The sequence below is a fragment of the Streptomyces sp. NPDC023723 genome (assembly GCF_040639815.1).
Taxonomy (GTDB): Bacteria; Actinomycetota; Actinomycetes; order Streptomycetales; family Streptomycetaceae; genus Streptomyces.
The window spans coordinates 33,761-46,412 of the sequence record NZ_JBFAAP010000057.1; the positions used below are offsets into that span (position 1 = coordinate 33,761).

The window sequence follows — 12,652 nt, forward strand, 5'->3', positions numbered from 1 at the left end:
GTCAGCTCGCACTTCGGTAGGACCAACGCGTTGAGCGAGCTGTATGACGGACCGTCAAGTGCGGTCGTAGTCCGGCAGGACCAGCGCGTTGTAGGCGGCGCGGCCCCGTTCCTCCGAGGGCAGGGCGGTCCGGTCGCGCAGGGCGCGGTCGCGGGCGTCCAGCTCCTGCTGGGTGCGCGGGGTGACCACGGTGCCGCCGGTGCCGGCGAGGGCCTGGTTCAGGGTGACGAACTCGCGCAGGGTCTTCTCGTAGGCGCTGAACGCCGCGGTGTGGTCGGCGTGCGTGGCCAGTTCCCCGGCCAGCACGTAGGCGCCCACCAGGGAGAGGCTGGAGCCCTGGCCGGACAGGAAGGACGGGGCGTGCGCCGCGTCGCCGGCCAGCGCGACCCGGCCCTTGGACCAGGTGGGCAGGTGGATCTGGCTGACTATGTCGAAGAACAGGTCGTCCGCCTCGCGCAGGGCGGCCACCAGCCGGGGGATCTCCCACCGCCGGTCCGGGAAGGTGGCGGCGACCAGGTCGCGCTGCGCCCGCGGGTCGCGGAACGCGTCGAACGGGGGCTCGGCCCGCCCGAAGAAGAGGAAGCCGTGGATCCGCTCGCCCGGTTCGTAGGCGTACAGCGCGGCGCCCCGGTCGGGGACGTTCCAGACGACCGCCTCGCGCTCCAGAGCGAAGTCGTTGGGCAGGGTGAAGCCGGCGAAGGCGCGGCCGAGGTAGCGATGGAAGGGCTGTTCCGGACCGAAGACCAGGCCGCGGGTGTGCGAGTGCAGTCCGTCGGCGCCGATCACCAGGTCGAACCGGCGCCGGGCGCCGCCGCGGAAGGTGACGTCGACATGGTCGCCCCGGTCGTCGAGGGTGGCGATGGAGTCGTCGAAGAGGTACTCCACCGGGTCGCGGGTGAGCCGGTACAGGCCCGCGGCCAGGTCGCCGCGGCGTACTTCCAGGTCGTGCCGCGCGTCGGACCCGACGACGACGTCGGTCTCCAGCGCGGCGATCGGCGCTCCCTCGGTGTCGAGGAAGGTGATCCGGCGGGTGTCCACGTGCGCCCGGCGCAGTTCGGGCAGCAGGCCCATCCGCTCGACGACGCCGAGCGCGGTGCCGCGGATGTCGATGGCGTAGCCGCCGCCGCGGACGGCGGGCGCCTTCTCCACGACGGTGACGTCGAAGCCGTGGCGGTCGAGCCAGTAGGCCAGGGCGGGGCCCGCGATGCTGGCACCTGAGACGAGAACGGAGCGGGTCATGACATACCCTTCGCGTGCGTCGCATCGGAAAGATGCGTACCTTAGTTATCCTTCTTTCGGGACTATATAGATACCTGAGTTAGGTATGCAAGTGAGTGGGAGCATGGAGGGCATGGACGACGTACGGGAGGTCCTCCCGCACCTGGCCCAGCTGAGCAACGCGATCAATCGCGGGCGGCTGACCGAGCGCGCCATGGACAGCGCGGGGCTCGCCCTGGACCGGCCGGCGATGACGGTCCTGCTCTCCGTGCACCTGGCCGACCGGCCGCTGCGGATCGGGGAGATCGCCGAGCGCATGCAGGTGGTCGGGCCGCATGTCACCCGGCAGGTGCAGGAGCTGGAGCGGCGCGGCCTGGTGCGGCGGATCGCCGATCCGCACGACCGGCGGGCCAGTCTCATCGAGCCCACCGAGGAGGGCGCGGCGGCCACCGACCGCTACACCACGACGCTGATGGGCTGGTTCACCGAGGCGATCGCGCACTGGCCGGAGCAGGACCGGACCGACCTCGGGCGGCTGCTGCGGCGGCTGGTCACCGACGTCTCCGAGCGGCTGACCGCGCTGGACGCCGACGAGGGGTGAACGTCCCTACGGCAGCCGCCAGTCCACCGGCGCCGCTTCCTGCCGGGCGAGGAAGTCGTTGGCCCGGCTGAACGGGCGGGAGCCGAAGAAGCCGCGGTCGGCGGAGCGCGGGGACGGGTGCGCGGACTCGATCACCGGGTAGCGGTCCAGGTGCGGGCGCAGGTTGCGGGCGTCGCGCCCCCACAGGATCGAGACCAGCGGCCGGCCGCGCTCGGCGAGGGCGCGGATCGCCTGTTCGGTGACCTCCTCCCAGCCCTTGTCGCGGTGCGAGCCGGGGCTGTTCGGCCGGGTCGTCAGCGCCCGGTTCAGCAGCAGCACGCCCTGCCGGGTCCACGGGGTGAGGTCGCCGTTGGACGGCTGGGGCAGGCCCAGGTCGCTCCCCAGCTCCTGGAAGATGTTGAGCAGGCTGCCGGGCAGCCGGCGCACCTCGGGGGCCACCGCGAAGCTCAGGCCGATGGCCATCCCGGGGGTGGGGTAGGGGTCCTGGCCGACGATCAGCACGCGTACGTCGTCGAAGGGCTGCTGGAACGCGCGCAGGACGTTCGGACCGGCCGGCAGATAGGTGCGGCCGGCCGCGAGTTCGGACCGGAGGAAGCCGCCCATCGCGGCGACGCGTTCGGCCACCGGTTCCAGGGCCTTCGCCCAGCCGGGCTCGACAAGTTCATGGAGGGGTCGTGGTGCCACGGACAGTCACTCTACTGGCCTACGCGGGGCGTTTTCGACGGTAACCTTCACCGCCGTGACGGACGGACATCTCGCGGTGGACTCCGGCGGCTCGGGGCTGCGGGTCGCCGTCGGGGCGCGCGGCGGCGGCGCGCCGGTGCTGCGCATCTCCCGGGAGCCGGTGCGGACCGGCGCGCGGGGCCTCGATCCCGGGCATCTGATGGCCCAACTGGGGCCGCTGGCACGGGCGGCGGCCGCCGCGGCCGGGGTGGACCGGATCACCGTCGCCGCGGTCGGGGCGGCGGGGCTCGCCACCCTCGGGGACGCCCTGCGGGCCGAACTGCCCGGCGCCCTGGCCCGGGAGCTGGGGGTGCGGACGGTGGCACTGGCCGCCGACGCCGTCACCGCCTACGCCGGGGCACTCGGCCGCCGGCCCGGTGCGGTGGTCGCCGCGGGGACGGGCGTGATCGCCGTCGGCACGGATCTGCTCCACTGGCGCCGCGCGGACGGCTGGGGGCATCTGCTCGGGGACTGCGGGAGCGGCGCGTGGATCGGGCGGGCGGGGCTGGAGGCCGCGCTGCGGGCGTACGACGGGCGGGCCGGCGGCTCCGCGCCACTGCTGGCCCGCGCGACGAAGCGCTTCGGGCCGGTGCCGGGCCTGCCCGGCGCCCTGTACCCGCGTACCGACCGGGCCGCCGTCCTCGCCTCCTTCGCGCCGGACGTCGCCTCGTGCGCGGCGGGCGATACGGACAGCGCTGCGGGCGGCGCTGCGGATGGCGCTGCGGATGGCGCTGCGGACGGCGGCACGAACAGCGGTACGGGTGGTGACCCGGTGGCCGTGGGCATTCTGCGGGCCGCCGCCCGGCATCTCGCCGACTCCGCCGCCGCGGTCGTGCCGGACGACCCGGGCGCCCGGGTCGCCGTCACCGGCGGGCTGCTGCGGCTCGGCGACGCCCTCACCGGGCCGCTGGAGGAGGAGTTGGCGCGCCGGCTGCCCGGGGTGCGGCGGGTGCCGGCCGAGGGCGATCCGCTGGACGGCGCGGTGCGGATCGCGACCGGCCTGGCGGACGGTTCGCCGGCCCTGCCGGCCGCCCCGGGAATGCTGTGGGTGACCACTTCCGGGGGTGGCTGAGTCCGGTCTTCCGGGGAGGGGAAACGTGCCGATGTCGTCCGATCCGTACATCACTCTTCAGACAAAACCGGACGGATACCGCTCACCTGGCCCCTCCCCGAACAGGGGGACCCAGGAAGCCAGTAACATGCGGCGCCATGAGCTCCCCCACTGGGCCCGCGTCCGGCCTGCCAGTACGAATGCCGCGCCCCCGCCAGCCGGGGCGCCACCGCCGACCCGAGCCGCTGGTGGCTCCCGAGGGCGCGCCCGCGCTCGTCCTCGCCGTGCCGGGCACGCCGAGCCGTGCCACGCGGAGCCTGGCCGAGGAGGTCGTGAGCATCGCCCGCTCCGAGCTGCCCGGCCTGGACGCCCGGATCGGGTACCTGGACGGGGACCAGGAGGAGTTCCCGTCGCTGGCCGCCGTGCTGGCCCACGCGGCCGACGAGCGCACCGCCCGTTACGAGCAGGCGGTCGCCGCCGGGGTCGAGGTCAAGGAGCCCGACGGTCCGGTCGCCGTCGTCGTACCGCTGCTCGCCGGGCCGGACAGCGCGCTGCTGCGCCGGGTCCGGCAGGCCGTGATGGACAGCCGGGTGGCGGCCGAGCTGACGGACGTACTGGGTCCGCACCCGCTGCTGGCCGAGGCACTGCACGTGCGGCTCTCGGAGGCCGGGCTGGCCCGCGCCGACCGGGCCCGGCTGTTCACCGTGGCGACCGCGGCGGACGGCATCGTGCTGGCGTCGGTGGGCGGCGACGAGGCCGTGCAGGCGGCCGGGATCACCGGCATGCTGCTCGCCGCGCGGCTCGCCGTGCCGGTGATGGCGGCGGCGCTGGACCAGGAGGGCTCGATCGCGTCCGTGGCCGAGCAGCTGCGGGGCTCCGGCTCCCAGCAGCTGGCGCTGGCGCCCTACCTGATCGGTCCGGAGATCGAGGCGACGCTGCTGGCGGCGGCGGCCCGGGAGGCCGGCTGCTCGGTGGCCGAGCCGCTCGGCCCGTACCCGGCCATCGGCAAGCTGGCGCTGGCCAAGTACACGACGGCGCTGGGGATCACGCCGCCGCAGCCGCAGGGGACGCCGGTTCGCTGACGGCCCGATGACGGCCCGTTGACAGGTGAGGGCCCGCTCGCCGGTTCGGCCGGACCGGCGAGCGGGCCTTCGTCGTACCCGCGCCCGTGCCCGTGCCCGTATCGGCGGCTACCCGAAGACCACGCAGGAGGCCGCCGGGACCGGGATCGCGCCGGCCCGGCGGGGCAGGCCGGTGGCTTCGTCCACCGCGAACCAGGTCACGTTCCCGGAGCGCTCGTTGGCCGCGTAGAGGAAGCCGTCGGCCTCGGCGAGCGCCCGCGGCCAGTGACCCCCGGAGGGCACCGTGCCGGCCGGGCGCAGCGTCTCGCCCTCGACGGCGAACACCGTCAGGAGGTCCGCGCCGCGGGTCGCGGTCCACACGAACCGGCCGTCGGAGGAGACCACCACGCCGGACGGGTGGACGTCGCCGGCCGGGGCGCCGGGCAGTACCGGGACCTCGGTGAGCGGGCGCAGCGTTCCCCCCTCGGCGTCCCAGCGGCAGACGGTGACGGTCGGCGCGAGTTCGTTGACCACGTAGGCGCGGGCGCCGTCCGGGTGGAAGGCGAGATGCCGGGGCCCGGAGCCAGGACGCAGGGCGGACTCCCGGTGCACGGCGGGAGTCCCGTCCCGGAGGGTGCACACACGTACCGAGTCGGTGCCGAGGTCCACGCTGACCGCCCAGCGGCCGCTGGGGTCGGGCTGGATCTGGTGGGCGTGCGGGCCCTGCTGGCGCGGCGCCTGCGGGCCGGAACCGGTGTGCCGGAGCACGCCGGAGGCGGCGCGGGCGAGGGTGCCGTCCGGCCGGACGGGGACGGCGGTGACGCTGCCGGAGCCGTAGTTGGCGGTCAGCACATGTCCGCGGTACAGGCTGAGGTGGGTGGGTCCGCTGCCGTCGACGGACACCCGCGGCCCGGCCGGTACGGGTCCGTCCGGGGTCACCCGGTAGGCGGCCACCGCGCCGTCGGCGGTCTCGCTGACGGCGTACAGCGTGTCCCCGGCGGGCGACAGCGCCAGGTAGGAGGGGTCGGGCAGGGCGTTCACGGCACCCAGGGCGGTCAGCGCGCCGTTGTCCGGATCGACGGCCGCGGTGACGATGCCGGGGCCGCCGGCCGCCGTGAACGACCCGATGTACGCCCGCCGCTGCCGGCCCGTGCCCTCTGCCACCGCTGTCCCCTCTCGTCCCTGCCGACCCTGCCGACCCTGCCGTCCTTCGGGCGACGGTAGCAGCGGGCGCCTCCGGTCCAGACCAAGTGGACCAAGGTGGACCAGGAGGGTTGCGGCAGTCGGTCAGGCCGCCCGGTCCAGGCCGAGCGGTACCGGACCGCGCAGCGGCCCGGCGAGTTCGGCCAGCGCGTGCTCCAGGCCGTGCAGATGGACCAGGACCGGCTCCACCGCGCCCGCCCGCCCCGTACGCTCCGTCCGCCCCGCCCGCTCCGTCCGCCCCGTCCGCGCCGGGACGGCGCCGCCGCCGGTGAGCGCCTCGACAGCGGCCGCCACCCGGCCGCACGCGGCGGGCAGCCGGGCGTCGTGCGAGGCCTCCGGGTCGGCGGCGACGGCCACCAGGCCGTGGATCTCGCGGGCGCAGTCGTCGAGCAGCGCGAGTACCCGGCGGGCGCGCCGCTTGCGGGCGCGCAGCGGGTTCAGCGGGTGCGTCAGCGGGGCCACCGACAGCCGGACCCGGCCGAGCAGCCGCTCCAGTTCGGCCACCCGCGGCGTCGGGTCGGCGCCCGGGTCGCCCGCGATCCGGGCGGCCGCTTCGGAGGTGCAGCCGTGCACGCAGCGCAGCGCCCGCTGGATCCAGCCGTCGGTGACGGCGTGGGTGGTGACCGGCAGCACGAGGAGCACCGCGAGCGCCGCGCCGAGCGCTCCCACGGCGGTCTCGGCCAGGCGCAGGGCGAGCAGGGCGGGGGTGAGCACGCCGAGCAGCCCGTAGAGCAGCTCGGCGAGAAGGGTGACGCAGAGCATCATCCAGGTGTACGACACGGCGGCCGAGTAGAAGACGCCGAAGACGCAGGCGACGGCGAGGACGGCGCTGGGCAGGGCCGCCCCGGCCACCGGGACGGCGACCAGCAGGCCGAGGCCGACGCCGAGCACCGTGCCGGCCACCCGGCGGAAGCCGCGCACCAGGGTCTCGCCGCGCGAGCTGGTGTTGACGAAGACCCACCAGGTGGCGCCCACCGCCCAGTACCAGCGGTCGCCGGACACCAGGTGCCCGGCGACCAGCGCGAAGCCCGCGCCGGCCGTCGCCTGGACGGCCTGGCGGGTGGTGACGCGGGCGAGCCCCCGGCCGCCGGGCGGGGCGGGCACCACGGGCGCCGGGAGGTGGCGCTCGTAGCACCACAGCCCGAAGCGGACCGCCCCCGCGGTGGCCACGGACAGCAGGACCGCGGCGTACAGGCCGGGCAGCCGGTCCGGGGTGGTGTGCAGGAACTGGGCCACGAAATAGGTCATGAAGGCGAAGACGCCGAGGCTGTGGCCGCGCGGGCCCCAGCGCCGGGCGTACACGCCCACGCCGGTGACGGCGAGGAAGGCGAGGTCCCGGGCGACCGGCTGGTCGTGCAGGACGGCCGCGACGGCGAGCACCGGCAGGCCGGCGACCGGCAGCAGCGCGGTGCTGACCGCCTGGCCGCGCACGGTGGCGTCGGTGACGGTGAACAGCGCGAGCAGCGCGGCGAGCCCGCCCGCGACCGCGCCGGCCAGCGGTTGGCCGGCGAGCCCGCACAGCGCGACGGCCGCGCCGATGCCGAGCACGGCCCGGGCCGCGAAGCGCAGCCGCACCCGCCCCGGGTCCGGCGCGACGAACATCCTCTTCATGCCCTTCAGCAGCACTCGCCTCCCCCTTCGGATCACCGCTCGCGCAGACGCCGGAAACGCTCGCGCGGACACCAGAACGCTCGCGCGGACACCGAAACGCCCGCGCGGACACCAAAAAAGCGCCGCGGGGTCCTCCGCAGCGCCATCGACCCGTCTATAGCAGCATCCTGTGCGCCGCTGGCTCAAGTGTTCACTCATTCACTGGGCCAATGGTCCAGTGCGGAGGGCATTACGATGTCCAGGGGCCGGCCATCGGCCCAGCGGACCGGCAACGGGCGAGCGGAGGACGTCATGGCCGTGGACGAGCTGGACACCCGCATCCTGCGGCTGCTGCTGGAACAGCCGCGCACCAGCGTCCGCGAGTACGCCCGCCTGCTCGGCGTCGCCCGGGGCACGGTGCAGGCGCGGCTGGACCGGCTGGAGCGGGACGGCGTGATCACCGGGACCGGCCCGGTCCTCTCCCCCGCCGCGCTCGGGCATCCGGTGCTGGCCTTCGTGCACATCGAGGTGACGCAGGGCCACCTGGACGAGGTGGGGGACGCGCTCGCGCAGGTCCCCGAGATCGTCGAGGCGTTCTCGATCACCGGCGGCGGGGACCTGCTGACCCGGGTGGTGGCCCGGGACAACGCCCATCTGGAGGACGTCGTCCAGAAGCTGATCAGCCTCCCCGGCGTGGTCCGCACCCGCTCCGAGGTGGCGCTGCGCGAACGCGTCCCGCACCGGCTGCTGCCGCTGGTGGAGTCGGTCGGCCGGGCCCGCCGGGGGCAGTGACGCCCGGCCGGGCGAGGTTTTGCCCGGGACGGTGACTGATTCGCGGCGCGCGTGCGTATCTCCTGGTGTCCGAGCCCGCCCGACCCAGGAGGAACGATGCGCGTCACGCGCGCCACCGCGGGCACCGCCTTCGTGATCGGTGCCCTGCTCCTCACCCTCACCGCGCTCGCCTACCCGACCATGCTCGGGGTGCGGAACACCACCGGTGGCCCGGACCGTGTCATCGCCGACACCCGGTACGGTCCGCTGACCGAGGCGGACCGGGACTTCGTGGTCAAGGTGCGGGCCGCGGGGCTGTGGGAGCACCCGTTGGGGCTGCTGGCCATGGAGCGGGGGACGACACCGGAGATGCGGGAGGCCGGCGAGCATCTGGTGGTGGGCCACGCCCGGCTCGACGCCACCTGCCGCAAGATCGCGCCGGAGCTGGGCATCGTGCTGCCGAATCGGGCCTCGCCGCAGCAGCAGCAGTTCGTGGCGACCGTGGAGGGCACGACGGGCAAGCAGTTCGACACCACGGCGGTCAACATCATGCGGGTGACCCACGGGCAGATCTTCCCGGCCATCGCCAAGATCCGCGCCAACACCGAGAACAGTCTCGTGCGTCAGCTGGCCGACCAGGCCAACGACACCGTCCTGGACCACATCACCGTCCTGGAGAAGACCGGGCTGGTCAACTTCGACCAGGCCAACCTCCAGCAGACCGCCCCGCCGCAACTGCCCGCGGCCCAGGTGACGCCGCCGGCCCCGCAGCCGGGGGAACCGGTGGTGTCGCTCACCGAGCCGCCGGGACTGGAGGTGAACACCACCTCACCGACGCCGAGTGCCAGTGCCGGCTGAGCCGCTGCCGGAAGGCCGGCCTAGGAACGGCGGCGGGGCTTGCCGCGCCGGGCGCCGCTCTTCGCCCCGGCCTGCTTTCCCGCGCCGGAGGTGCGGTGGCCGCCGCCGCGCTCGGTCTTCTTCTTCGGGTCGGGCTTGCGCGGCTGCGGCGCGGCCTGCGCGCGGCCCCGGGTGCTGTTCACGGTCCGGCCGCGGACGATGCCGATGAAGTCCTCCACCAGGTCCGTGTGCGCGTCCTGGGGCCAGGACAGCGCCACCGCGGACTGCGGGGCGTCGGTGACCGGGCGGTGCGTGAGGTCCTTGCGGTGGTGCAGGCGGGCCAGCGACAGCGGCACGACGAGCACGCCCACCCCGGCCGCCACCAGTTCGACGGCGTCGGCCGTGGTGGCGGGGCGGTCCAGGGCGGGCCGGCCCGGCAGCGTCTCCCAGGCCAGCACGTCGTCCAGGGGGTGGAACACGATCTCGTCGGCGAGATCGGCCGCGGTCACCTCGTCGGCGGCCGTGACCAGGTGGTCCTTGGGCACCACCACGACCGTCGTCTCGGTGTAGAGCGGGATGGCGCTGAGGACGTCGCGGTCCACGGGCAGCCGCACCAGGCCCGCGTCGGCGTCGCCGGCCAGCAGCGCGCCGGCCGCCTCGGCGGCGCCCAGCTGGGCCAGGGACAGCGGAACGTCCGGCCGCCGCTCGCCCCAGATGCGCACCCACTTGCCGGGCATCACCCCGGGGACGTAGGCGAGGCGGAACGGGGCGGGGGCTGGCGAGGCTGTCACCGGGTCAGGTTACCGGCCGGGTCACCAGGCGGGGGACGTAGCAGCTCACGGGCGCGGGGGTGTGTGCGGGAGCGGGCCACGGAGCGGGAGCGGCCCGCCCCCGGTTCGCCTCGGGCGGGCCGGCCGGCCGGCGCGCGGGCCGGGTCCGTGGACGCGGGCGGAGCCGCGCCCAGCCCCGCCCCGCCCGAGGTACCGTCCCGGCCTACCGTTCACGGTGTGGTCGGCGGTCGGTCGGCTGATCGATACCCTGGACGCCATGACCGAGCACCAGAACACCCAGACGTTGAAGCCCGCCACCGCGGCGAAGAAGCTGGGTGTGTACCTCGACGCCACGCCCACCGAGTTCCAGGAGGGCACCGTCTCCCGCGCCGAGCTGAACGCGCTCCAGGCCGATCCGCCGCAGTGGCTGCGCGACCTGCGGCGCGACGGCCCGCACCCGCGGCCGGTGGTCGCCGCCAAGCTGGGCGTCTCCATCGCCGGACTGCGCCGCGGCGGGGTCGACGAGGCGCTCACCACCGAGCAGATCGAGGCGCTCAAGCAGCAGGACCCCGAGTGGCTCCAGCGGGAGCGCGCCGTGCAGGCCGAGGTCCGCAAGGAGGAGGCCCGGGTGAAGAAGCTGCACGCCGAGCGCGCCGAGCGGTCCTGATCCGGGGGCGGCTCAGCCCGCCGCCTTCTGCTCCGTACGGCTCCACGCGTACTGCAGCCAGTCGGACAGCGCGACGGCACTGAGGCCCGCGCACACCAGGCGGGCGGCCCGGGGCGTCCAGGCGTACGAGGCGACCAGCCCGCCGGCCACCCAGGCGGAGGTGCAGAACGGGCAGGAGACGAGGTCGCCGACGGCACGGCGCAGCCCGGCGCCGCGCGGCGCGTCGTTGACCTCGGAGCCGTGGCTGTCGGCCTCACGCCGGGTGAAGGGCGCCCTCAGGAAGCTGGTCACCTTGTCCTTGGTGAGCAGGCGGGACGCCTTGAAGGTGGCCGTGCCCAGCAGCGCCAGGTCCCAGGGCGGCACCCCGTCGGGCAGCCGCACCCCGCGCCGGTGCGCCGTCCACGCGAACACGCCCACGCCGGTCGCGAAGGTGGCCGCGAGAACCGCGTACCCGCCGAGGGGCGTGCCCTCCTCGTCGCCGTAGACCCGCTCGCCGTCCGTCATCCGTGCCTCCTTGTGGCCGTCTCGCCGGTGCTGCCGAACAGGTCCGCCCAGTCCGGCGGCAGTTGGTCCAGGAGCTGGCCCACCTGGCCCGCGGACACCGTGTCGGCCACCGTGGACAGGACGGCGCTGGAATCCCACTCCGCGGTGCGCGGGCGCGCGCCGGTCTGCTGCGCCACCCGCCGCAGGAACTCCGCCCGGTCGAACGACTCGGGGCGTCCCCGTTCCAGGCGCAGCGGTTCGTCCAGCGGGGCGGGCAGCTGCGCGGCCAGCTCACCCGCCTCCTCGGGCACGATCCGGGAGGCGAGGACCCAGAGGACCGCTTCGGTGACCTGTTCGGCCTCCTCCTGGCTGTGGTACTCCCCGCGGTCGCGGACCTGGGTCAAGAACTCGTCCACCCTCACGACGTGCCTCCTCGGCTCGATCTTCCGCACGGGTGCCCGCCCCCCGGACGGAGTAACCGGCGCCGCGGCACTCATCCGCGCCGGCGCGCCGCCCGGGCCGGACCGGGGGCCGAATCGAACGCCAGGCCGAGTGCCGGGTCGAATGCCAGGCCGAGTGCCAGGTCGACGGGATCGGCTCTGAAGAGGGCCTGTCCGGCGGCGGCGCGGGTCCGGCGGGCGGGGCCGTCGGGGGTGAGCCGGCGCAGCGCCGCCAGCAGCTCCGCGTCGTCCGCGGCGGCCTCCGAGACGCCCAGCGCGGCCATGGCGCGGACGCCGTCGGCGCCGTGGCCGGGGATCGGCCGGTGGCCGACGACCGGCAGTCCGGCCGCGAGCGCCTGTACGGCGGTCTGGCCGGCCGCGTTGTCGACCAGGGCGCGGGCCGTACGCAGCAGACCGGGCATGTCCGTCACCCAGCCGAGGGCGAGGGTGCCCGGGACGCCGGACAGCCGGCGGCGCAGCCGCTCGTCGGTACCGCACAGCACCACCGGCAGGAAGCCGTGCCCGGCCAGCAGCCGGGCGGTGGTGTCCAGGTGCGAGGCGACGCCCCAGGCGCCGGAGGCCAGCACCACCGGGGTGCGGCCGGGGCCGTGCCGGGCGAACAGCCGCCGCCAGTCGTCGCCCGGCGGGGCGTCGGCCCGGAACGCCGGGTCCACGACGGGACCGCAGGCCCGGGCGGGCACCCCGGTGCTCCGGTGGGCCGCGCGGGCGGACGCGTCGGTGAGACACAGGTAGTGGTCGTTGCCCGGGTGCAGCCACTGCCGGTGCGGCACGAAGTCGATCACCAGCACGGCGCTGGGTACGGCCAAGCGGCCCCGGGCCCGGAGATGGCCGGTCAACTGGGCGCCCAGGTGGAAGACGGGGACCACGACGTCGGCCGCGGTCCGCTCGGCGAGTTCGCTCAGCCGGTCGCCGGCCAGCCGGGCCAGCGGGGTGCCGCTGGGGCGGCGGCCGGGGCCGGGACGCAGGAACAGCCGGTACAGGGCGGCGTAGGCCCAGGGGAAGTGCCGTACCGAGCCGCGGTAGAAGTGCCGCAGCCCGGCACCGAGGCCGTACGGCAGCAGGGTGAGCACATCGACGACCACGGCGTCGCCGCCGCGGGCGCGGGCGCGGCGCACCAGTTCGGCGGCGACCGTGTCGTGGCCGGCGCCCATCGCGGCGCTGAGCACCAGCAGCCGTCCGGCGGGCGGCGGGGGCGCGGGGGCCGGCCGGCGGGGCG

General features: G+C 75.6%; 14 protein-coding genes. 6 read left to right on the forward strand and 8 right to left on the reverse strand.

The genetic code is table 11. The features are described 5' to 3' along the window. Positions 1-54: 54 nt before the first annotated feature. On the reverse strand, positions 55-1,239 hold the full coding sequence (locus tag AB0G32_RS34365; RefSeq protein WP_361172628.1) for an FAD-dependent monooxygenase: 1,185 nt from the start codon (positions 1,237-1,239) through the stop codon (positions 55-57). Positions 1,240-1,342: 103 nt separating this feature from the next. On the opposite strand from AB0G32_RS34365, the gene AB0G32_RS34370 reads away from it, so the two are divergent. Then, a complete protein-coding gene (locus AB0G32_RS34370; protein ID WP_361172668.1) occupies positions 1,343-1,819 on the forward strand; it encodes a MarR family transcriptional regulator in 477 nt (158 codons plus the stop codon). 6 nt (positions 1,820-1,825) lie between these two features. On the opposite strand, the gene AB0G32_RS34375 is transcribed toward AB0G32_RS34370, so the two are convergent. Next, complete coding sequence (locus AB0G32_RS34375) at positions 1,826-2,503, reverse strand: uracil-DNA glycosylase (protein ID WP_361172631.1); 678 nt, start codon at positions 2,501-2,503, stop codon at positions 1,826-1,828. A 55-nt stretch (positions 2,504-2,558) separates the two neighbouring features. On the opposite strand from AB0G32_RS34375, the gene AB0G32_RS34380 reads away from it, so the two are divergent. Both AB0G32_RS34380 and AB0G32_RS34385 read left to right on the forward strand, forming a co-directional pair. Beyond that, a complete protein-coding gene (locus AB0G32_RS34380; protein ID WP_361172634.1) occupies positions 2,559-3,614 on the forward strand; it encodes a BadF/BadG/BcrA/BcrD ATPase family protein in 1,056 nt (351 codons plus the stop codon). A gap of 137 nt (positions 3,615-3,751) precedes the next feature. Beyond that, the gene (locus AB0G32_RS34385) at positions 3,752-4,675 is read left to right on the forward strand and encodes a hypothetical protein (RefSeq protein WP_361172637.1); all 924 of its coding nucleotides are present in this window, start codon (positions 3,752-3,754) and stop codon (positions 4,673-4,675) included. A 108-nt stretch (positions 4,676-4,783) separates the two neighbouring features. Here AB0G32_RS34385 and AB0G32_RS34390 read toward each other — a convergent pair whose 3' ends face one another. Beyond that, on the reverse strand, positions 4,784-5,818 hold the full coding sequence (locus tag AB0G32_RS34390; RefSeq protein WP_361172640.1) for a lactonase family protein: 1,035 nt from the start codon (positions 5,816-5,818) through the stop codon (positions 4,784-4,786). A 123-nt stretch (positions 5,819-5,941) separates the two neighbouring features. Further along, the gene (locus tag AB0G32_RS34395; RefSeq protein WP_361172671.1) at positions 5,942-7,468 is read right to left on the reverse strand and encodes an FUSC family protein; all 1,527 of its coding nucleotides are present in this window, start codon (positions 7,466-7,468) and stop codon (positions 5,942-5,944) included. Positions 7,469-7,759: 291 nt separating this feature from the next. Between AB0G32_RS34395 and AB0G32_RS34400 the strand changes: the two genes are divergently transcribed. Next, positions 7,760-8,239 (forward strand): Lrp/AsnC family transcriptional regulator, encoded by a 480-nt coding sequence (locus tag AB0G32_RS34400; RefSeq protein ID WP_361172643.1) that lies wholly within the window; start codon positions 7,760-7,762, stop codon positions 8,237-8,239. 96 nt (positions 8,240-8,335) lie between these two features. Then, the gene (locus AB0G32_RS34405; protein ID WP_361172646.1) at positions 8,336-9,076 is read left to right on the forward strand and encodes a DUF4142 domain-containing protein; all 741 of its coding nucleotides are present in this window, start codon (positions 8,336-8,338) and stop codon (positions 9,074-9,076) included. A 20-nt stretch (positions 9,077-9,096) separates the two neighbouring features. Here the strand turns inward: AB0G32_RS34405 and AB0G32_RS34410 are convergent, their stop codons facing one another. Continuing rightward, on the reverse strand, positions 9,097-9,846 hold the full coding sequence (locus AB0G32_RS34410; protein ID WP_361172649.1) for a LysR substrate-binding domain-containing protein: 750 nt from the start codon (positions 9,844-9,846) through the stop codon (positions 9,097-9,099). Between the two features lie 256 nt (positions 9,847-10,102). On the opposite strand from AB0G32_RS34410, the gene AB0G32_RS34415 reads away from it, so the two are divergent. Beyond that, complete coding sequence (locus AB0G32_RS34415; RefSeq protein WP_361172652.1) at positions 10,103-10,492, forward strand: DUF5997 family protein; 390 nt, start codon at positions 10,103-10,105, stop codon at positions 10,490-10,492. 12 nt (positions 10,493-10,504) lie between these two features. Here the strand turns inward: AB0G32_RS34415 and AB0G32_RS34420 are convergent, their stop codons facing one another. The 3 genes from AB0G32_RS34420 to AB0G32_RS34430 all read right to left on the reverse strand — a co-directional run bounded on the left by AB0G32_RS34420 (position 10,505) and on the right by AB0G32_RS34430 (position 12,587). Further along, a complete protein-coding gene (locus AB0G32_RS34420) occupies positions 10,505-10,996 on the reverse strand; it encodes a DUF1360 domain-containing protein (RefSeq protein ID WP_361172655.1) in 492 nt (163 codons plus the stop codon). Continuing rightward, positions 10,993-11,397 carry a DUF2267 domain-containing protein gene (locus AB0G32_RS34425; protein ID WP_361172658.1) on the reverse strand — a complete coding sequence of 135 codons (405 nt, stop codon included), beginning with the start codon at positions 11,395-11,397 and terminating at the stop codon, positions 10,993-10,995. The genes AB0G32_RS34420 and AB0G32_RS34425 overlap by 4 nt, the downstream gene beginning before the upstream one ends. 71 nt (positions 11,398-11,468) lie before the next feature. Then, positions 11,469-12,587 carry a galactosyldiacylglycerol synthase gene (locus tag AB0G32_RS34430; protein WP_361172674.1) on the reverse strand — a complete coding sequence of 373 codons (1,119 nt, stop codon included), beginning with the start codon at positions 12,585-12,587 and terminating at the stop codon, positions 11,469-11,471. Positions 12,588-12,652 lie beyond the last annotated feature (65 nt).